Below are 19,723 nucleotides of genomic sequence, written 5' to 3' on the forward strand. Positions count from 1 at the left end.
ATCCAAATATAGCTATTATGTTAACATACGTCACCATATTTGCCTATGAAGTAGGTTACTTTTTGGACTCTATTTCCCGATTTTCTTTAACGTGGCGGTTCCAATAAAGCTTCCTGCAGAAGCAATGATTACACTTGAATAGACGATTTTTAGTACATAATAAATACCCGTTCCGGCAATCAAATCTACTATCAGGAACTTCTTAATCGTTGAACCTTTTACAACCAGAAACACAACTCTGCCTTGTTTCATTAGCTTCAATAGTCCCACACACCTTTTTCAAATAAGAGATGATATGTAAAAAAAGCTTGGCTCAGTCTAACGAACTATGAGTTGAGTTTGTACCAATCCAGTAATCAAGTTGTTTTTAGTCAAAAATCCACTTGAAGGCTCTTATGAGCAATCGGGGGACATACACCAACAGCTCCAGAACGATTTCAATAATAAATGAAGCCGCTTCATGTCGGTCGCGCTTTTTTCGTTTCATTCGTTCCCCATCCTTTACACGTCATTACGCGGCTGGAAGAAATAAGGTTTCGCTCGGGCTGGATGCCGACCTCCCTGCTTAATATTTTTGCTACCGCAAGCCGACTTTTGCGTATACTCCATAGGTTTGACTACATACACAGCTAAAGAATGAACAGGAGAGAGCCCATGAGAAGGTTAAACATCTTTATCCGAATCTGTATTGCGATTTTACTTACCCTTGGCATCATTTATTTAAGCTCGCTCGTTCCTTTCATCTTTACCCCCTTGCTGTCCTTTCTCAGCATCATTATTACGCCGCTTCTGCTTTCCGGTTTTTTCTACTACTTGCTACGACCTTTAATTGATTACCTGGAGAGAAAAAAATTAAATCGCACGCTTTCAATCCTGTTGCTTTATTTAATCAGCTTTGTGCTGCTTGTTTTCTTTTTTATCGGCGTTTGGCCCTCCCTGAAAGCGCAGCTGCAAAATCTGGTGCACAACGCGCCTTATTTGATCAATTCCATGAATAAGCAAATCGACGAATGGACGCAAAGCGATTTGATCTCCTCATGGATCCCCGCCGATATTAATATTTCGGAGCAGATCACAGAGTTTCTGAACAATGGTTTCACGGTCGTTAGAAACTCCGTATCCGGGTTGTTTGGCTTTATATCCAATTTTGCAATTGTGCTCTTTACCTTCCCGATTATGCTCTTCTACATGCTGAAGGAAGGCGGCAAATTTAATAACAGCCTGGTTCGCCTTTTCCCGGCTCGCTACAGGGAAGACGGACGGTCCGTTTTGGGCGAAATCGATCAAGCGCTTAGCGGGTTTATTGTTGGAAGGGTCATTGTTAATGTGGCGCTTGGCGTACTGATGTACATCGGCTTTCTCATTATCGGATTGCCATACGCGTTGCTGCTGACTTTAATCGCCGTATTAATGAACTTTATCCCGTTCATTGGCGCCATTTTGTCAAGCATACCGATTGTTATTATCGGCCTAATCGAGTCGCCAGCAACGGCGATTTGGTCGCTCATCATTATCCTCGTGGCCCAGCAGATTCAGGATAATCTGATTGCGCCTTATGTGTTCGGCAAAAAGCTGGCTATCCATCCCTTGACCACGATTATTCTCGTATTGGTTGGCGGCGATATAGGTGGAATTGTCGGCTTCCTGCTTGTTATTCCGATTTACGTCATCGTTAAGATTGTAGCTGTCAAAATGTATGAGCTTTACGTCAAAACGCGCAACAGCAAAGAGGAATCGCCAAAAGAGGAATCGCCACCGGCGCAACCGCAATGACAACGATCCAGACAGGTTCGTCCTATACCATCAAAGAAGAAACAGCCTGCTCCTTTAAAAAAGGGGCGGGCTGTTTTAAAAATGGAGGGATTCTCTTGAAACCACTGATTAAATTAGCCTATCTATTTGGATTCATTTCGATTTTATCTTTTTTCCTGCCAGTCATGCTATCCTTAACCGTATGCGCAGCAACCATTTTTTTGAGTCTGCTTAGTGTCATTACTTATAAAAACAAGTCAGCCCTCATCGCCTTGTGCATTAATGGTTTAATCGTTGGGCTAGTTGTTGCGGGCATTTTTACGTTTATTGTTAATTTTTCACTATTGGATTAGTCGTATAACTCAGCGTTATAAATCACTACTACAACCAGATATCTGCAAGAATCTTGGTTAATTCCAAATGTCTTTCTTCCAGCGTGTACTTGTTCCATTCTTTATATTTCGATATATCTTTGGTGATTGCAAAATCAGTCATACCTTTTGATAAATACGTCTGGATTTTATTATCAAATGATCTATTATTTGCAGATGAATTTTTCATTCGGCTAAGTAGTACAAGGTTGCCCAGACGATGTGTCAAAGTATCGCGTGTATTCACATCAAAATTAGCAGTCCATGAAGGTGATGGATTCTGAGGTAATACATGCTCTACAGTTACTATTCCTGTATAAGCCTTCATAATATTTTCATTCTCACTTAATGCCATGTCAACTCGAAGTAGAACATATTTGCAATACTTCTTTTTATAAAAGTTCTGGGAATCTAATGCAGCTTCGATTTCGTCTTCATATTGAGCAGTATCGAAGAGAGCATCGGTAAGTATTTTATCTGCGTCTTTTTCCGTCTCAATAATATGCAACAGACGATTCATTTCAACTATTCTTGCAGTTGGTGTAATTTCCAGAAGCCAATTAGTTGCGACAAGTTTCTCTAGTTTAACTAAAAAAGCATAAATATCTTTTTCATCAGTAAACTTTCTAGCAAAACTAATGTAAACAGGCACCCAATCCGAATTAGGTATATAATCTCTCATGATGGACATCAAATTGTATAGTTTCGGGTTTTTAGATCGAACATGTGCATTCATTAATTGTTCTTTATAGATATCAGCAATTTCATCTATCGTATCGATGAATGTTTTCCCTTTTAGTTGTGGGTGTTTCTTGAAAATTATTTCTTCATATTCTGCAATAATTGATTTTTTTGCTTTATCCTTTATTAGAATGGTTCTTATGTGCCCAATCAGTTCATCAAACTTATCCCGCCCAAGGTCTTCTTCAACATCTTCCCATTTCCTTTGATACCGATCCTTTTCCGATCCATCTTTTACTTCTCCAAGATTTGCGCTTTTAAGCAAATCGGCTGTAGATAGCGGCATGCCCCTATCATTTAAAATAGAGAACAATCTATATGCGGACGTAAAGCTTCCCGTTTTGACATATACTAATACACAATTATTGAATATAAATTTAATCATTTGGTCTAATAATTTTTGTTGAATATCACTACCGTCAGAAAACTTTTGTTTAAACGTCCTTATAGCTTCAACCATGTTCGCCTGTGATTCGCTAAGAAGCTTTTTATCCAGTGAAGCTGCTGACTCTGTTGCATCGATTGTTAGAATATATTTCTTGAAAAAATCACGATCTTTTTCCCTGACTAACAAACGAGCTTTTTCCGGAACATTTTCGTAAACATTTCCCATTTGAAATATTTTCCCATGAAGAAATCTTTTTGCGTCATCTACCTGTACTAAATCGCGTAAAACTGCGAGTAGTATCGTCAACGTTGTGAGCCTCTGTTGACCATCAACAACATCATATAATCCAGCGCCATCCAATTTTTCTTCTTTCACTTGAAGAATTATGCTACCAAGAAAGTAATTGTCTTCGATTCTGTGGGTATCTGCGTGTTCCATAGCTTGTTTAATATCTTCAAAAAGCTGGTCAAAATTATCCTTTTCCCAAGAATATGGACGCTGGTAGCCAGGAATTTGAAATAGAAATTTTGATGAAAAAAGCTCTTTTAATAATATTTCTTTTGCTTCAATTTTTCCATCGAACATATAGGATATCCCCCAATTCTTGATAAACTATTGATATCTTATCATGGTAGAGATTGGGTTGTAAAAAAGAAAATGGTTAAAGGAAAACCTTCAATTACACTTGCTAAACCCGCAATTGCTGCATTGCTTGCAGCCTTCGATGTTGATTAGCGACGCCGAACCGCAGGACGGACAAAGGTCCAATGAGCCGCTCGCCTGAAAGTCCATTTCCGTATGAAGCGGGGACTTAGTTGACGCTGAAGATTCTGGATGCTCCAGATCTTTTGGGTGCTGTGAGTCCTCCTTATTCATGGGGTATCCCGTAATCCCTGACTCCCCTCCACCCACATGCTGCTCCAGCGCTTTTGCCACCGCATCCGCGATTGACTCCACCCGGTTCGCGCCAAAGCCGATTGCGCCCGATCCGCCTATTCCTTTTAAATGCTTGATCAAAAGCTCAACCTTATGACCATGATCTCCATAACGGAGAAACAAGGAGCAAACCCGGCCTAATGCCTCCGCCATCGCAAAAACATCGGAGCCCGCTTTGCCGACATTCAGGAAAATTTCGCCTGGCGAACCGGAAAGATCATTAATCGTAATATACGCCATCCCAAAAGGCGTATTTATTTTGTAGGTAGCGCCGCGCAGCACTTGCGGACGGCTTCTGTAGGCTTTGTCCATCGTATCGCTGCCCACTGGCTGATTTTCTCCAGCCTTATTCTCATGGAGCTGTCCTTGCTCCAGTTCTTGTTCCTGCTCTCCTGCCTTCTCCTGTTCTTCAGTCGCAGCCGTGGACAAAACCTGCACATCCCGGCTGCCGTCGCGATAGATGGTTACGCCCTTGCAGCCAAGCTCATATGCCATTTCGTAAAGCTCCTTGGTCTCCTCGATTGTGAAATCATTTGGGCAATTCGCCGTTTTCGAAATCGAGCTATCCACCCAGCGCTGGATGGCAGCCTGCACCCGGATATGATCCTTTGCGGATAAATCCATAGCCGTTACAAAATACTCCGGCAGCTCTTCACCTGGATGTTCATCTCTCCACTGCTGCGCAATGGGGACAAACTGTTTGTCATAACCCAGCCTGCTTTGGCGGAAATATTGGAATGCAAAATACGGCTCGATACCCGTCGAGGTGCCAACCATCGTCCCCGTGCTGCCTGTTGGCGCTTGCGTAAGCACTGTTACATTACGGATGCCGTATTGCCGGATAGCATCGCCTACTTCAGGATACTGTGAGGTCAAGCTTTTCATAAAGCCGCTCTGAAGAAAAAGCTCCGCATCAAAAGCGGGAAAAGCTCCCTTCTCGGCAGCGATTTCAGCCGATACCAGGTAGGCTTCACGGGCCATAAACCCATACAGCTTATCCAGGAAAAGAAGACATTTCCGGCTGCCGTAACGAATTTGCAGCTTGATCAGCAGCTCCGCAAGCCCCATCGTTCCAAGACCAACCCTTCGCTCCTTTTTCTGGTTGGCTTCATTTTGAGGAAAGTGATACGGCGTGGCATCGATAACATTGTCAAGAAAACGCACCGACCAGCGCGTCACCTTCGCCAACTCCTCCCAGTCCACATCTCCTTTTCCTTCATTATAAAAAAGAGAAAGATTAATTGCCGACAGGTTGCATACGCCCCAGCCGGGCAGTCCCTGTTCACCGCAATTGTGAGCAACCATCCCGCCAGCAACAAGCGAGTGAGTTACAGGCTCAGTAATATCATAAACGTCTGCGAGTTCTCCTTGCGTAACGGAAACAACTGCCGATAAAAACTTTTCCGTTTTGCGGGATCTGCGAGCAATTCGCTCAAGCGCCTCTTGTTTTCTGGAAATATATCGAAACCCGATTTGTTCTTTAAAGACAAGGATATTGTTTCCTGTCATAATAAGCTCATGAAAACCTCTGCTTTCATATGTGCGGAGCTCACCGGCATTTGCTACATCTAAAAAATGCGATTGTGATTTTTTGGGACGGGCGTAAATTGAACTATGAATGCCATAATTAAGCAAAAGCAGCTGAACGCCTTGCAGCAGCTTCTTTGATGAAGATATCAGCCTAACGCTGCAACGAGCTTCATCCTTTTCATAGACTGTCCCATCTGCACTGAAAAGCCCTTGGAGAAATGCTGTCACGGTAACTTCCGACGAAGAAAATATGCTTTCAGGAACTGTTTTTTCAGGTGCATTCACAGCGTTGACGCCTAGTTCATTAAGCTTGTGAAGCAGCTCTTTACTCCACCAATACACCTGCTGCGTCCCATTATTTCGTTCAAATACTTTCGCCCTGACTCCAGTGATTTTTTGTCCTGCATCAACAAGATTACGTACCGTTTCATTATCCCCGGCACCAAAAACCATTCCAACATCACCATGTTTAGATACCCAGCCATGGCCTGTCAACCAACCAAGAAACACTCCCCAATGTTCACCCAGGTCATCCCTGCTCGCGAATTTCCCTTTGCCGGATTGAACATAAACGTAATCCTCTGGAGTAAGGTGCTGAGCTTCCTTCCAGCCATGATTCGTATATAACCGGTGATCTTTTGTTACAGAAATATCCATTCCATTTCGCAAGGTCACTACAATTGTCTCTTTCATACCGGTAGAAAACACATTAGCTTGGCGCATCACAAGGCCTGGAACCTCATATGAACGCCCTCCGACAACCTTTGCTTTCTCGACTAGACGAGCGTCTGTTCCGATTAGGAAACGTTCCCCTTTCGTTTTCTCATATAATTGGGCGATGGTCAAAAGGCCATATTCACTCGATATTCGAGTACCTGGATGGAAACAAGGGTTAGTGCTATTGATCTCATTAAAATACCAGCTATTCGACATTTCATTGTAATACTCCATAAATACGACGCCGGGTTCCGCTGATTTCCAGGCAGATTCCATGATGATGTGCCAGATATCGCGAGCGCGCAGCGTTTTGTACAGAACAACTTCTTTGCCAAGAGCCTTCCAGGCGTCAAGATCACCGGTCCACAGCTCGTTGTAATCGGGGTCTTTGCTATCCGGAAATTGGAGGTTCCACTCCAGATCTTCCTTGACCGCTTTCATAAAAGCGTTGCTGACACATACCGATAAATTGGCATTCGTCACCTGTCCCATACTTTGCTTGACCGTTATGAACTCCAACAAATCGGGATGCCAATCGTTGATCATCAGCATCAAGGCGCCGCGCCGGCTGCCGCCTTGCTCGATCAGTCCCGTTGTATAGCTGAACAGCCCGCCCCAGGATACGGCTCCGCTCGACGTGCCGTTAACGCCAGCAACTACGGCGCTTCGTGGACGCAGAGAAGACAGATTAAAGCCAACGCCGCCACCGCGGGCCATTATTTCCGTCATATTACCGAGCGAATCCATGATCCCGCCTCGACTGTCCTTTGGCGAAGGGATAACATAGCAGTTGAACAACGTCAACTCCTGACTTGCTCCTGCTCCCGCCGCAATTCTACCGCCTGGAACAAGCCGGAAGTCCTCCAAGATTTCTCTGAACTTCCCTCTCCACTCATCCGCCTTCTCTTCAGAGGGTTCCACTGCGGAAATCGCGTCCGCAATTCTGTCCCACATCTGCTCCGGCGTGGTTTCAAGGGGATGAGACAATTTTGCGATATCACTTTCGATCGTTTCGCCATTTCTCAGCGTCACCTTAACCTTGCTTCCGGACCGCTCCGTTACTTCGCCAACCTCCTTTACCGGAAATTTGGGATCTTCTTTCACGAGAATCAGCACAAGATCGCCCGGTTTCACGCCTGATGCGTCTCTATGCTTCACCGCATATCTGTCCAAAAAAATCTTTTCGCCCAATCCCTCAAGCTTTGCCATTGCTCTTCCCCTCCCAGTTAAATTTCGCCCGAAAATCCACATGTAGTATATTGTATCGATTTTAACACACTATATGTTGATAATCATTTTGTTTTTATCCCTTATTATGTTTATTACCCAAGAGGGCAATACTACTTGGAAGCTCTAATTTTAACGATCTTGAATACGCACTTATCGGGAGGGAAAACGGCATGAACGATTCATCGACTAGAGAACAAACGGCGTCCGGTTCCAAACGCAAATTGAATGAACTGGTTGAATTGCATGTTGAAAACGATTGGCTTCAAGAGTTGCAAAACCGCGTTCAACGCGGAGGCCCTTGGGATGATTGGACATTGCATCAATTGACGATGGAGGCCGAGCAAGCGAAGCGGGTAGAAAGCTTTGAAGAGCTGCAATGCTTGCGAACGCTCCCAGACCTCACGCCTATGCCTCATCAGATCGGGACGGCCAGCAAGGTGCTTCACGAAATGGGCGGTCGCGCTATTCTAGCCGATGAAGTAGGACTCGGCAAAACGATAGAAGCCGGTCTTGTCCTCAAAGAATATATGGTTCGCGGCTTGGTGGCCAAAGTGCTGATCCTGGTGCCCGCTTCCCTTGTTCTTCAGTGGGTGCGGGAGTTGAACCAGAAATTCGGCATTCCCGCCGTTGCCCAGAAAAAAGCATATACCTGGGGTTACGATGTGGTGGTCGCTTCTATGGACACGGCCAAGCGCGACCCGCACCGCGAAACCGTACTCGGCACAGATTACGATCTGATCATCATAGACGAAGCCCACAAGCTCAAAAACAAAAAAACGACCAACTACCAATTTGCCACATTGCTCCGAAAAAAGTATTGCTTATTGCTGACGGCCACCCCCATCCAGAATGACCTGGATGAGCTCTACAACCTGATCACTCTGCTGAAACCGGGACAGCTTGGCGGACAAAGCCAGTTTGCAGCCAACTTTGTTGTCGAAAAGAGGCTGCCCAAAAACGAGGATCAGCTGCAGGAGGTATTGTCGGGCGTTATGATCCGTAATCGGCGGGGCGACGGCGGCATTCATTTTACGAAACGCCATGTCAAAAATGTGCCGCTCGAGCTTTCACCGGAGGAAAAAGCGCTGTACGATGCCGTGACCGGTTTTGTCAGGGAGCGTTATGACGAAAGCGGCGGCGATATGAGCAGCATGCTTTCGCTCGTAACGCTCCAGCGCGAAGTGTGCAGCAGCAGAGACGCGGTTTTTTTGACTCTGGTCAACCTTTTCAAAAAAACATCCGAAGACTCCCCGCTTCGCCCGAAAATCTGGGAGCTGGTGGAGAAAATTCGCGGCATTACCGCCAATACCAAAGCGGAAAAGGTTTTGGAGCTCGTTAAGGAAATGAATGAAAAGGTCATCATCTTTACGGAGTACCGGGCAACCCAGGAGTATTTGCTCCAATTTTTCCGCAGCCATAACCTGAGCGCAGTTCCCTATCGCGGCGGCATGAACCGGGGGAAAAAAGACTGGATGATGGACCTGTTCCGCGGGCGCGCTCAAGTTTTGATAGCAACGGAAGCCGGCGGCGAAGGCATCAATTTGCAGTTTTGCCACCATATGATCAACTTCGACCTGCCATGGAATCCCATGCGGGTAGAGCAGCGAATCGGCCGGGTGCACCGCCTGGGCCAGACCAAAGACGTCCGCATCTACAACTTATGCACGCTTGGCACGATTGAGGAGCATATCGTCAATCTCCTGCATGAAAAAATCAACCTGTTCGAGCTGGTCATCGGCGAGCTGGATCATATTTTGGAAAAGCTCGAAGGCGGCGGCACGATGGAGCAGCGGCTCGCCAAGGTGCTCCTGGAGTCCGGAAATGAGCAGGAGCTTCAGCATAACCTGAGAGAGCTTGGGAGTTCCTTGAGCCAAATCAGCAGCGAAGTACAGACGGGGGATGGGTCTATTACAAGTCAAAAGCCGGATGTCGTGCTGAATCTGGACCGGCTTGGCGCATCAGTGGAGGTGAAGACATGAACGAAAAGCAGATCCACCGTTTTGTGGGCCGGTTTCTGGAAGCGACAGGTTGCTCCGTTATCGAAAAATCTCCGGCGCATTATATGGTCAAGCTGTCGCCCCAAGCCGACCGCGAATTAACAAATCGGCCCTATTACTGGAGCTTTGTGGACCGGGTAGGCAGCGAGCCTGAAACCATGACGTTTCTGTATGTCACGGACAAGCAGCGGTACGACGACGCAAGCAGGACCGAAGCCGAAGCGGAGGCAGCGCCTACCGGGGCCGGCCCTGGGAATGGCGCAGCCGCTCCTCAAGGAGCCGCCGATGCCGCGCTTGCCCGCTCCTTTGGTTTTGTGCAAAACAATTTGGCGACGGGGGTCAGAATACCTCGGGAGGATTTGTATTTTGGAGCCGGAAAGCTGGATCGGCTGTTTGGCGCCGCTAAAGCCAACGGGAGTTATGTTTGTCTGTTTCAGGAGCCGGAGCGCAGAGGAATCAGTCCCTTCAACTCCACCCCCTATACCGCATGGCTGGGCGTTAATATCAAGGTGGAATTTTGCTGCGACCGCAAACGCGAGGAAATATACAGCTTTGGCGTGTCGCTTGCCACCGGCAATTGCGTTGAGCAATTTTACGACATGCTGACTTCGCGCAAGCTGACTCCCCGGCTGCCCGCCAATGTGCATATCGCCAAAAACGGCATCTCCTACGCAAAAGCATTGTCTATTATCGAAGCGACGCTGGAGCGCAAGCTTAAGAGTCAAAGCTACACATGGGCGCAGGAAGCGTCAGCAAGGCTGGCGGAAGAGCTGGAACGCATCGACTCCTATTACACGCCCATTATTGAAAATGCTCTAGATGAAAATAAAGGGGCCATACAGGAGCAATACCGTCAGCGCCGCGCGGAAATCAAGTGGCAATACGAGCCCCGTGTGACGGCTTCCGCTATTAATTGCGGTCTTTTCCACCTGGAAGGCATCCATTAAAGAAGAACAGACGGGAATCGAAGATATCCGGCAAAAAAAGACGGATTAATTTCCACCGTGTCGCGACAGGTTGCAACAGCCTTCTTGCAGCTTGTCCTCTACAATAAAAGACAGAATCTTCGTAGCAAACAAGCCAAAAACGAGTTGAGGTGTTTTTGATGTACAGAAAAAATAGAACAAAAAAGTTGGCGGCATCCATTGCCGCTTCCCTGCTTTTTTCACTAATGGCCCCCTATGCGTCTGCCGACGTTGCCAAAAGCGATGATTTGCCAAAGGCAGCTCCTGTTTATTACGCTTTGTCGGAAACGCCGCTGGAATCGCAAGCCAAAGAGTGGATTGGCTCATTGATCGAAGATGGAGGAAAAACCTCCCCTTTTTCAGGATGGAGAAATGCGACTCTGGAAACTTCGCCGCTTGGGCCGGGAACCCATAGCTGGATTGTTCTTGTGAAGAAAAAAGCGGAAACGTTAGGTTATTTAATTATTCATGCCAAAGAGGAAGGCGGCTTTCAGCTTGGAGAATATGGAACCGGGGAATGGCCGCTGTTTAACGAGCATTCGCTGAAGCTCACAGGCATACAATTGCAGCCAGCTGCAAAATCCAGATCGGAACGAGTTTACATTCATCCGCTTCTGAATGCCTGGAGGATTACGGACGGTTCAAACGTTCATTATATGGATGCCGTCACGGGGGAAATGCTGCCTGCGGACGAGGAAGGCTGGACCAAGCAAAGTCAAAAAGCGGAGGATGGCTTGGCAGGGGATAGAGCCGGGACTGGCGATACACATGGCAAATTGGCGGCAAGCCTCGTCGTGCCTTCTTTTAACCCCTACGAAACATTGCCTTGGTTAACCCGCAAACCGCTAAATCTGGACGGGCCGGACAAGCTTGCCGCTATTTTGAACGGATTAACAAAGGAGCAAAAACTGCGTTATACAACCCTGAGTTTTGAAAATAAATACCGCGCAGTCTGGTCCGTGGTCGGGTTTAACCGATGGAGCGACGACCAGTTGTATGTGGCGCTTGATTCCGATGAGGAGGGCACGGACCGTCGCTACATTCCGGCGGAATGGCTGCTTGCAATGGGAGATTTTTATAAATAACGGACTTTTCTGCTTAAACGTTAACGCTGCCGACCGTTTCGGCCTCGCCACCAAAGCATGAGGCCGAGCGGTCCCCAGCCAAACCATCGGGTCAGCCAAGGCTCTCTGACAGCTTTGGCTTCCGTTCGGGCTTGCTTCCGCACCTCGCGGGGCGTCTCCATATACGTTACGAATTGCTCTGTCATAAATTTCACAAGGTCATCGCCTTTTCCTTTTGCCATTTCTACACCCCCTGCCCTATCGTAAAATGTCTCCATTAAAAGCCTTCCCCATTCTTCCTCCATGTAACCATGCATGACTTACCCAATAATCAGACACGCTAATAACAGCATTCGCCTAAGCGATATGCACGATTTAGTGGAGGCTGATCACACTATGCGACTTTTCCTGATTTTTTGTGCAGTTATTGCCATCGGCCTGCCGGATATGCCTTCAGCGCTGGCAGCTAAAGCAGCAGCATTGGATTTAAACAATGCCTCAATGCATGAAACCCGTCCCGATTACAACGATGGCTGGACAATGCCGAGAACCTCAGTCATTATTGATGTTGGCCATGGCGGAATCGACGGCGGAGCCTTCTTTGGCGATACGCTTGAGAAGGACATTAATCTGGCTATCGCCAGCAAGCTGTATTTGCTTCTGCGCAGCCAAGGCATACCCGCCATTATGAATCGGACAGGAGACTATGCGCTTAGCGATGACAATCGCTGGCATCAGACGTCATCCCGCCATCGTCGCGATTTGTCCCAGCGCCGCCAATTGACAGAAGAAATTAATAGTGAAATTTTGGTCAGCCTGCATGTCAATTCCGTCAAAAACAAAACCAAACGAGGTCCGCTGGTGCTTCATCAAGACCAGGGCGAAAGCGCCCTGCTGGCCTTTTGCCTGCAAAATGCGTTAAACCGTCAGCAGCAAACATCACGGGCTGCGCGTGAGGGAAAACCGTTTTATTTGCTGCGGCGCGTCGATCAGCCGTCCGTCATTGTGGAGATGGGCTTTATCAGCAACGCGGAGGATCGCAGCATGCTGACGGATTCCCGGCGCCAGCTTGAGATTGCGGAAGCAATTGCTTCAGGGATTTGGCAATACAAATGGATCGCCCATTGATCCGTTAACCATTTGCGACAGCTTGACGACAACGGCTTCTTTTTGAATGGCAGGGATGCTCATCTTCAATACGGCCGCCGTTTTTTTGCCGGGAGGCCCGACATGGCCGATGGTAACGCAATCCCCTTGGCTTTTCAACTTTTTGCGCAGCTCCGTTACCTGCTTGGCAATATGCTGCTCGGTATAAACATCATCAAGGAAAACATTGTTGGATGCGAGCGGGATGCCAATTTCCTCTGCCAGCTTGGGAATTACGGTTTTGTAAGTCGTCCGGCTGTCCAGAAAAAACAATCCTCGCTCCTTGCAAACGCCGAGTACGATGCGCATTACCCTTTCATCCGCAGTGACCTTGGATCCCATATGATTGTTCATGCCTATAGCATGGGGCACATCGTTTATGGCATCCTCCACCCGCTTGCGAATTTCATCATCGCTCAGATCCGTTGTAATTGCGCCTGGGCCAAGCCATTTCTTGAGACCTTTGTTCGGCTCCATAGGCATATGGACGATGACATCATGGCCAAGACGATGCGCCTCTTCGGCATCTTGTTTGGTAGTAGGCATAAACGGCATGACGGCAGCCGTAAACTTTACCGGCAGCTGAAGCATGTCCTCTGTCCCGTTCATTCCATTGCCAAAATCGTCGATAACGATCGCCAGTCTGCGAATCTCATCTTTAGTGTCGCTGCCGATACCACCTTGTCCAGCATCTGCAAGTCCAGCTGCCGCTGCGCCTTGCCAAGCCAACAAACAAATCCCTATGACAGCTGCCAGCATTGCTCGTGTTGTCTTTATTTTCATGACAGTTTCCTCCACCTCTGCACAGTCTTGCACCATAGTATGGATGAACCATCAGGAAAATATGCTCATTTTCAAGGAAACCCGGTACCAGTAGAATAACAATTTAACGAATTAAACCACGGCATAATTAGCTGAAAATTGGAACTTTTTCCTTCATGCTTGACCTGGTCTAATCCGCCATGCTATTATAACTTACGTTGTAATAAACACATGCGGTCGTGGCGGAATTGGCAGACGCGCTAGATTCAGGTTCTAGTGTCAGCAATGACGTGGAGGTTCGAGTCCTCTCGACCGCACCATATTTTTTATAAAGCAAGCTTCCTTTGCCAATGGGCATACGGGAAGCTTTTTTGTTTACCACAGACATTCTGACTTCTCTCCTGCCTCGGATTCAGGCTTCGCCTTCACAATCACGATTTCGCTCATGCATTTGCTCCAGCGGTTTTTCTATCACCTTAGCCATTTTCCCAGTTCACGTTGATATAGGTTGTTTTTATGCTCATCACTTTAAAATAAAGCATCGATGAAATATGAAGAATATGCTTCTCTAGAGAAGGAAATATTTTTATAAAAAATGCAACGAAACTTTAATTTGAAGTGTTTATATAAGTGAAGAAGTTGATTCAATTAGTGGATAAATATTAAGAAAGTGAGGTGTCGTTTAATTATATATTTTTATATTACCACTAAAGAAAGCGCTAACATTTTTTTGTTTCACGATTAAAAAATGGAGGATTGCCTTTATGAAAAAGTTTTTTGTCTTTTTTACAACTCTTATTCTGTCAATTACGGTTATGGTACCATTTGTGCAAGCGCATCATTGGTCTTACGAGAGAACGTGGTCGAATGTAAATAGTACATGGTGGAACGCGTGTACTGGTTTAGGCACTATGAATCACACAAAAACACTATGGATTGATACTGTAAATGGAGAAAGTTTATTATTTTTATTTGACCATGAGGTTTGGGTCAATACGACTTCTAAGATTCCTTATATGTATAGTGTGAATATTATGAAGAGTTTAAATTATACTGATCCTGGGACGAATAATAATTTGGGATCAATCGGAGATCATCAGTGGGGTACAAACATGGAGCATAGTGTACTAATGGGAGGCGATTGGACATTCACGTATGGTCATAGTGACATAAATGTATGGAGCGCAGCATATAAAAACGTAAATCTTAAATATGATACTGCTGCTAGAATTTACGTTTCTGAATGTGGCGGATTCGGAGCAACTTTTTTAGGAAGCATTAGTTCGACTACTGATGTTGTATATAATATTCCCCCAAAATTCACTACAAATGAACGAATAGATAAGAATGTACCCACACTACAATCTGAAGATATTAAAAGGGGAATTGAACTTAAGAATGAGATTTTGACGAAATATAGTACGACCATTTCTGAACAAAAAAAGAATGGCGATTCAATATTTATTGATGAGGCTGTAGATAAATGGGTTGAAAGAATTGCCATCAACATGATAAATTCTGGCCACAAGATAAGCTTGGATTCTAATGATATTATTAATGCAGCAAGAAAAAGTGTTTTACGACATGACGCGATATTATTATTAGCTGAAAAATATGGAGTAGATTATGATAAATTGAACGAATTTATTGAGGATCAAAAACGACAAGCTCTAAACTCTGATACTGGTAGGATAGTTATAGATGATGTAATAAATGGGCTTGGTTTAAAAGATATCAATGAGTTATTCTATGAATATGACTTTGATCACCATCAACAAAGTTATATTTGGTCGAATATCCAGCCGGAATATGAGAAGAAAAATCCAAAAATGGAAAATGAAGATCCATCAGATTACAGAGATCGTTTGTTAGAATTATTTAATTCAGAAATTAATGAAACTATGTAATAATTTATAATGGATTAGATCATTGGCAGTCGCACATCTCTATCATTAGTCTTATCCATTAATAAAGTCTACGCGTACAACATGATTTTACGGGAGGTGACCTTAGTTGATAAAAAAGATTTTATTTGTTTTTATTTCAATGATCGCTTTAGTCGGTTGCAGCAATGGTAACGTCGAGACCAATAAAACGGCAGGTAGTGATATTGTTATTGACGAGCAATATTCAACGATTCATATTGTGGGGCTTAATGATGAGAATGAAGATTTGCTTAGTATTGAATATCGGATTACGAATCAATCAAAGGACAATCTAGGTCCTGTTTATGTTAATTATGTGGTTCATGGACAAACTCTATCGGATGCATTAGGTTTCAACGAATATTCCTCCTATAAGATAATGGGGGGAGAGGGAATAGAGCTTGGGGCAGGAGAGGTATTTCAAGGTGGAGACAATATACAGGTACCGAAGGATATAGTTGGGCTTATTCAGCAAAACGAGGATAGCTTGGTTATTGAAATTCAGATCGTAGACATAGGAACAGAAACCGTTGTGACTTCGTACAAGATTAGCAAAATTACCTCTATAAAGGAAAATGCGGATTAAAGATATTTCTATTGATTGCTTTCTTTCTAGCCGGCTTCTTTGCAATACCACAGAAGCCGGTTTTATGTTACATCATTCCATCTATCATAAAACAAGCCGGGTACAATTCCCTTACGCATGAATCAGTACCCTCGACATTCTGAACAGCGATAAGGCGGGCCTTCTGATTTCTCCTGTTTTACGATAACCCATGCGTTCATAAAGTCTAATCGCACCATGATTATGTTGATTGACCGTTAATGAAACTTTGGAAAAATCCTGCAATAATGCTTGCCGCTCAGCACACCGGATCAAACGCGATCCAATTCCCATCCCCCTGCTCTCCGGCAAAGCTGCCAATGAGCCAATATGAAATTCGTCAGCTCGCCAAAAGTGTGATCGATAACCGCATCCTCTTTGGAACCCGCCAATGTTTTAGATACATCTCCCAGCGCCATGCAATTAAGTCTGCCTCCCGCCAGAGATTCAGTCTTCGCCTTCACAATCATGATTTCGCTCATGCGTTTGCTCCCGCTTCCTTCATCGCTATCCCTTCAACCCTGATATTAATCGCTTCGATCGTAAGCCCGGTAAGCTGTTCTATCGTTTCACTCCGTATTTAACGACGATTTTATGTTGATTTCCAGCGACGACTGATCTACTTTTAATTCAATACCGTTTTGCAGGCTGCCCCCGCTCAGCTTATTGCTTATCCCCTCCAGCCAACTCGTTGGCATTGAAGCGATCCCACCCGTCATTTTGGCAGCCATTCCGACCAGCTTGGACAACACAATCGTAGAAATATGGGTTGAACCCATCACATTTTGCAATCTCATAAAAACCCTCCTCTATTTCGTTGATTTAAAGCCGTGAAAAAAGGTATCCAATACCAAATCCGCCGCCTTATTTTTGGCGATATGTCCGTCTTGAACCTGCTGCCAGGTCAGAAAAAGAAGACTATACAAAACATCCGCGATCCACTCTTTTGGATGCGTCTTGCGGAAGTAACCCTTTACCTGCAATAGCCCGATGACGCGCAGCAGCGGCTCTCTCAACTTTTTATCCGCCTCTTCAATTTCTATGTTGTAATGAACGGAAGCATCGTGATCCAAAAAGTAAATTTTATCGCCGATAGGAATCAGTGCTTTGATTAATTCCGGAAAATAGTCCTGGTATCGCTCTTCATCAAATGTTATGGAACCAACGATATCATTGACTACCTCGATTGCCCGAAATCCCAATTGGGCCATCAGTTGCTCCCGGCTGTCCACATATCGATGCAAGGTTGCAATGCCAACGCCTGCACGTTCTGCGATATCCGCCATGGAAGCTCCTGGTTTTTCAATAAGCAGCGACGTTGCCGCATCAAGAATTGAGTTAAACCGGCTTTGTTTTACCGTCGACATTTCCTTTTTAATTTCAAACTCCCCCCTTGGTATATGAATCATTGTTTCGATTTTTTGATATATGTTTCTATCAATTGATTATATAATAAATCATTTTTACAGGAGTTACAAGTTTACTATGCCTGATCCGATTTTGTGCCGGCACAAAGAAAAACCCAGTGACTTAGGAGACAAGTCACTGGGTTTCTCAGTATGCTGGAGATCTACAGTTTCACCGGAAGCATCAGCCCGTCGGCCCCAAAGGAAATGGGATCAATGCAGGTTTCGCGGTGAAAGCCTTTTCCATCCTTGAAGCGGGTAAGCGGCGTTACAAAACGGTGGTAAGCAATCCAGTATTCATCCTTGCCTGGTTCCTGCATAATGGAATGATGGCCGGTGCCCAGCATGTCCTTCTCCGGGTTTTTGACCAAAACAGGATAATGGTACGTGACAGGGCCGTACAGCTGCTCCGAAGTGCCATATTTGATATGGTAGTTTTCGCTGCCGGTATCGTCGCAGGACCAGGTAAAGTGATAAAGCCCGCCGCGTTTCAGCACTGTGACGGCTTCCCTGAAATCCTCCAGCCCGTCCAGGTTGCGCATTGTATCTTCAACAACGCTAATCATATCGTCGCCAAGCTCTACAATCGCCCCATCGCCGTTGCCAAACAGCATGTAAGCGGCTCCGCCTTCTTCCGTATAAATGGATGGATCGATCGTTTGGCCCATTTTGATGCCAAGGCGTTTCATCTGATCCATTGTAATAAGCGGCTCCGGCTGAGCGACAAAAGGACCTGCCGGATGATCGGCAACCGCAACGCCAATCGCGCTGACGCCGCTTGCTTCTTTGCCGCAGAAATAATGGTAATACTTGCCGTTGCGGGTAGCGATAGCGGGAGCCCATGCGCTTCCGATTGCCCAAGGCACGTCCGGCGACAGCAAATCCACGATAACGCCTTCATCCTTCCAGACCTTCAGGTCGGCTGAGGAAAATGCATGAAACTGTGTGCCGGACCAGCCTTCAAAGCCGTCCGTTGTTGGATAGAGATAATAACGGTCTCCGAACTTGGCAAGATCGGGATCGGCGAATTGTCCCGGCAATACTTGATGGCCGTCTCCGAAAGCCGCCAGCAGTTGGCTGCTTTCCTCTGCCGTAATCGGAATAACGCCTCCGTGACGTTTTTTGTTTTTGCCCAAATCGAAGTCTCCGTCTTCAAGCACACGGAACTCCCCGCTGTTCAAATCGTTTGTCAGGAGCGGCAAATAACCTTTGCCTTCCGCGAAACGGTCGATAATCAGACACCATTCGTCGCGGTCGTTCATTTTGAAAATTTGCGGACCTTCCACTCCCATAATGGCTTCCAGTGTTGGCGCTTTCAAAGGCGCAAAAGCGTCTTTGTCCAACGTGGCGCCTTTTTCCACCGTAATGTTTTTGGTCGTTTCGTCCTTGGAGAATCGGTAATAAGTCCCTTGATGGGCAATGATCGTTGTATCGATAATATGGTTTTCACGCTCGATATAAAGCTCGGACGGGCTGAAGCTGCGGAAATCCGTTGTTCTGGCGCTATAAATCTTTTGCTTGCGCTCGTTTTCGTCTGGTCCCTGTGTAGCGGATGCCCAGAAGACAAGAAAATCGCCGGCTTGCTCGTCATAGATTACTTCAGGCGCCCATGCGCATCCCGCTCCCGGAAGGCCAACCGTAACAGACCACGGCTGCGACCAGTTAACGAGATCGGATGATTCCCACAGTATCAGATCGCGGCTTCCCTCGTTAACGGCAACGCCCCAGCCTTTGCCATTGGCAATGCGCAAATCCGTTGCAACCAAGAAAAACTTTTTATCTTTTGGCGAGCGGACAAGGAATGGATCGCGCACGCCTTTTTCACCCAAGCCGGAACGCAGCACGGGCTGGCCGCCGTTCAAATCCTTCCAGTGCAAGCCGTCTTCGCTGTAGGAAAAATAAACCTGTTCGCCATCCGGCTCTTCGCCGATAAAGTGGGCCAGCAAATAACCGCTGTACGTTAAATCCTGAGCTGACATTAAACTTCCTCCCAAATGGCCAAAGCCTGTAAAATAGTCATCATGGACAACCATGATCCCCTCCTATTGTACTGGATTTTCCAAGCATAAAGAAGGAAAATATGAAAATGCACGCGATTTTATACCTTCTGCTCACAGTTTTGCAACAGATATCTCGGCTTAATCAACCTGACCGAAATGTCGGGGGAATTCGCTGCGTTTAATGAAAAC

Annotated in this window: 17 protein-coding genes, 1 tRNA gene and 1 pseudogene; 9 read left to right on the forward strand and 10 right to left on the reverse strand. The window is 45.9% G+C overall.

Annotation, left to right across the window (positions count from 1 at the left end; genetic code table 11):
* Positions 1-69 precede the first annotated feature (69 nt).
* Positions 70-252 carry a hypothetical protein gene (locus ACX93W_RS06660; RefSeq protein ID WP_459392023.1) on the reverse strand — a complete coding sequence of 61 codons (183 nt, stop codon included), beginning with the start codon at positions 250-252 and terminating at the stop codon, positions 70-72.
* 402 nt (positions 253-654) lie between these two features.
* On the opposite strand from ACX93W_RS06660, the gene ACX93W_RS06665 reads away from it, so the two are divergent.
* Both ACX93W_RS06665 and ACX93W_RS06670 read left to right on the forward strand, forming a co-directional pair.
* Positions 655-1,773, forward strand: coding sequence for an AI-2E family transporter (locus ACX93W_RS06665; RefSeq protein WP_459391513.1), 1,119 nt, complete (start codon positions 655-657; stop codon positions 1,771-1,773).
* Complete coding sequence (locus ACX93W_RS06670; RefSeq protein ID WP_459391514.1) at positions 1,770-2,105, forward strand: hypothetical protein; 336 nt, start codon at positions 1,770-1,772, stop codon at positions 2,103-2,105. The genes ACX93W_RS06665 and ACX93W_RS06670 overlap by 4 nt, the downstream gene beginning before the upstream one ends.
* A 28-nt stretch (positions 2,106-2,133) precedes the next feature.
* Here the strand turns inward: ACX93W_RS06670 and ACX93W_RS06675 are convergent, their stop codons facing one another.
* Together ACX93W_RS06675 and ACX93W_RS06680 are read right to left on the reverse strand one after the other, a co-directional pair.
* Positions 2,134-3,837 (reverse strand): DUF262 domain-containing protein, encoded by a 1,704-nt coding sequence (locus ACX93W_RS06675; protein ID WP_459391515.1) that lies wholly within the window; start codon positions 3,835-3,837, stop codon positions 2,134-2,136.
* Between the two features lie 90 nt (positions 3,838-3,927).
* Entirely contained in the window at positions 3,928-7,644 is a 3,717-nt protein-coding gene (locus ACX93W_RS06680) for an LAGLIDADG family homing endonuclease (protein ID WP_459391516.1), read from the reverse strand.
* Between the two features lie 191 nt (positions 7,645-7,835).
* Here ACX93W_RS06680 and ACX93W_RS06685 point away from each other — a divergent pair, with 191 nt between their 5' ends.
* The 3 genes from ACX93W_RS06685 to ACX93W_RS06695 all read left to right on the forward strand — a co-directional run bounded on the left by ACX93W_RS06685 (position 7,836) and on the right by ACX93W_RS06695 (position 11,712).
* On the forward strand, positions 7,836-9,644 hold the full coding sequence (locus tag ACX93W_RS06685; protein ID WP_459391517.1) for a DEAD/DEAH box helicase: 1,809 nt from the start codon (positions 7,836-7,838) through the stop codon (positions 9,642-9,644).
* Positions 9,641-10,609, forward strand: a complete 969-nt coding sequence (locus ACX93W_RS06690; protein WP_459391518.1) for a YqhG family protein — start codon at positions 9,641-9,643, stop codon at positions 10,607-10,609. The genes ACX93W_RS06685 and ACX93W_RS06690 overlap by 4 nt, the downstream gene beginning before the upstream one ends.
* A gap of 158 nt (positions 10,610-10,767) precedes the next feature.
* Entirely contained in the window at positions 10,768-11,712 is a 945-nt protein-coding gene (locus ACX93W_RS06695; RefSeq protein WP_459391519.1) for a hypothetical protein, read from the forward strand.
* Positions 11,713-11,732: 20 nt separating this feature from the next.
* On the opposite strand, the gene ACX93W_RS06700 is transcribed toward ACX93W_RS06695, so the two are convergent.
* Entirely contained in the window at positions 11,733-11,933 is a 201-nt protein-coding gene (locus ACX93W_RS06700; RefSeq protein WP_459391520.1) for a YqzE family protein, read from the reverse strand.
* Positions 11,934-12,087: 154 nt separating this feature from the next.
* On the opposite strand from ACX93W_RS06700, the gene ACX93W_RS06705 reads away from it, so the two are divergent.
* On the forward strand, positions 12,088-12,819 hold the full coding sequence (locus tag ACX93W_RS06705; RefSeq protein WP_459391521.1) for an N-acetylmuramoyl-L-alanine amidase family protein: 732 nt from the start codon (positions 12,088-12,090) through the stop codon (positions 12,817-12,819).
* Here ACX93W_RS06705 and ACX93W_RS06710 read toward each other — a convergent pair.
* Positions 12,784-13,620 carry a divergent polysaccharide deacetylase family protein gene (locus tag ACX93W_RS06710; protein WP_459391522.1) on the reverse strand — a complete coding sequence of 279 codons (837 nt, stop codon included), beginning with the start codon at positions 13,618-13,620 and terminating at the stop codon, positions 12,784-12,786. The genes ACX93W_RS06705 and ACX93W_RS06710 overlap by 36 nt on opposite strands.
* Positions 13,621-13,832: 212 nt before the next feature.
* Between ACX93W_RS06710 and ACX93W_RS06715 the strand changes: the two genes are divergently transcribed.
* The 3 genes from ACX93W_RS06715 (at position 13,833) to ACX93W_RS06725 (ending at position 16,110) form a co-directional block, all read left to right on the forward strand.
* Positions 13,833-13,919, forward strand: a tRNA-Leu gene (locus tag ACX93W_RS06715).
* Between the two features lie 444 nt (positions 13,920-14,363).
* The gene (locus ACX93W_RS06720; protein ID WP_459391523.1) at positions 14,364-15,506 is read left to right on the forward strand and encodes a hypothetical protein; all 1,143 of its coding nucleotides are present in this window, start codon (positions 14,364-14,366) and stop codon (positions 15,504-15,506) included.
* 106 nt (positions 15,507-15,612) lie between these two features.
* A complete protein-coding gene (locus ACX93W_RS06725) occupies positions 15,613-16,110 on the forward strand; it encodes a putative periplasmic lipoprotein (RefSeq protein ID WP_459391524.1) in 498 nt (165 codons plus the stop codon).
* A 111-nt stretch (positions 16,111-16,221) separates the two neighbouring features.
* Here ACX93W_RS06725 and ACX93W_RS06730 read toward each other — a convergent pair.
* The 5 genes and pseudogenes from ACX93W_RS06730 to ACX93W_RS06750 form a co-directional block, all read right to left on the reverse strand.
* A pseudogene (locus ACX93W_RS06730) lies at positions 16,222-16,470 on the reverse strand (GNAT family N-acetyltransferase); the annotation flags it as partial.
* The gene (locus ACX93W_RS06735; RefSeq protein WP_459391525.1) at positions 16,401-16,610 is read right to left on the reverse strand and encodes a hypothetical protein; all 210 of its coding nucleotides are present in this window, start codon (positions 16,608-16,610) and stop codon (positions 16,401-16,403) included. The pseudogene ACX93W_RS06730 and the gene ACX93W_RS06735, both read right to left, overlap by 70 nt.
* An 87-nt stretch (positions 16,611-16,697) precedes the next feature.
* Positions 16,698-16,925, reverse strand: a complete 228-nt coding sequence (locus ACX93W_RS06740) for an Asp23/Gls24 family envelope stress response protein (protein WP_459391526.1) — start codon at positions 16,923-16,925, stop codon at positions 16,698-16,700.
* 12 nt (positions 16,926-16,937) lie between these two features.
* The gene (locus tag ACX93W_RS06745; RefSeq protein ID WP_459392024.1) at positions 16,938-17,507 is read right to left on the reverse strand and encodes a TetR/AcrR family transcriptional regulator; all 570 of its coding nucleotides are present in this window, start codon (positions 17,505-17,507) and stop codon (positions 16,938-16,940) included.
* A gap of 191 nt (positions 17,508-17,698) precedes the next feature.
* A complete protein-coding gene (locus ACX93W_RS06750; protein WP_459391527.1) occupies positions 17,699-19,513 on the reverse strand; it encodes a family 43 glycosylhydrolase in 1,815 nt (604 codons plus the stop codon).
* Positions 19,514-19,723: the final 210 nt, after the last annotated feature.

The organism is Paenibacillus sp. CAU 1782, from assembly GCF_054551715.1.

Excerpts from the sequence above, each read along its gene's own strand:
- ACX93W_RS06660 (WP_459392023.1), bottom strand. The coding sequence starts at position 252 with ATGAAACAAGGCAGAGTTGTGTTTCTGGTTGTAAAAGGTTCAACGATT.
- ACX93W_RS06665 (WP_459391513.1), top strand. The coding sequence starts at position 655 with ATGAGAAGGTTAAACATCTTTATCCGAATCTGTATTGCGATTTTACTT.
- ACX93W_RS06670 (WP_459391514.1), top strand. The coding sequence starts at position 1,770 with ATGACAACGATCCAGACAGGTTCGTCCTATACCATCAAAGAAGAAACA.
- ACX93W_RS06675 (WP_459391515.1), bottom strand. The coding sequence starts at position 3,837 with ATGTTCGATGGAAAAATTGAAGCAAAAGAAATATTATTAAAAGAGCTT.
- ACX93W_RS06680 (WP_459391516.1), bottom strand. The coding sequence starts at position 7,644 with ATGGCAAAGCTTGAGGGATTGGGCGAAAAGATTTTTTTGGACAGATAT.
- ACX93W_RS06685 (WP_459391517.1), top strand. The coding sequence starts at position 7,836 with ATGAACGATTCATCGACTAGAGAACAAACGGCGTCCGGTTCCAAACGC.
- ACX93W_RS06690 (WP_459391518.1), top strand. The coding sequence starts at position 9,641 with ATGAACGAAAAGCAGATCCACCGTTTTGTGGGCCGGTTTCTGGAAGCG.
- ACX93W_RS06695 (WP_459391519.1), top strand. The coding sequence starts at position 10,768 with ATGTACAGAAAAAATAGAACAAAAAAGTTGGCGGCATCCATTGCCGCT.
- ACX93W_RS06700 (WP_459391520.1), bottom strand. The coding sequence starts at position 11,933 with ATGGCAAAAGGAAAAGGCGATGACCTTGTGAAATTTATGACAGAGCAA.
- ACX93W_RS06705 (WP_459391521.1), top strand. The coding sequence starts at position 12,088 with ATGCGACTTTTCCTGATTTTTTGTGCAGTTATTGCCATCGGCCTGCCG.
- ACX93W_RS06710 (WP_459391522.1), bottom strand. The coding sequence starts at position 13,620 with ATGAAAATAAAGACAACACGAGCAATGCTGGCAGCTGTCATAGGGATT.
- ACX93W_RS06720 (WP_459391523.1), top strand. The coding sequence starts at position 14,364 with ATGAAAAAGTTTTTTGTCTTTTTTACAACTCTTATTCTGTCAATTACG.
- ACX93W_RS06735 (WP_459391525.1), bottom strand. The coding sequence starts at position 16,610 with ATGAGCGAAATCATGATTGTGAAGGCGAAGACTGAATCTCTGGCGGGA.
- ACX93W_RS06740 (WP_459391526.1), bottom strand. The coding sequence starts at position 16,925 with ATGAGATTGCAAAATGTGATGGGTTCAACCCATATTTCTACGATTGTG.
- ACX93W_RS06750 (WP_459391527.1), bottom strand. The coding sequence starts at position 19,513 with ATGTCAGCTCAGGATTTAACGTACAGCGGTTATTTGCTGGCCCACTTT.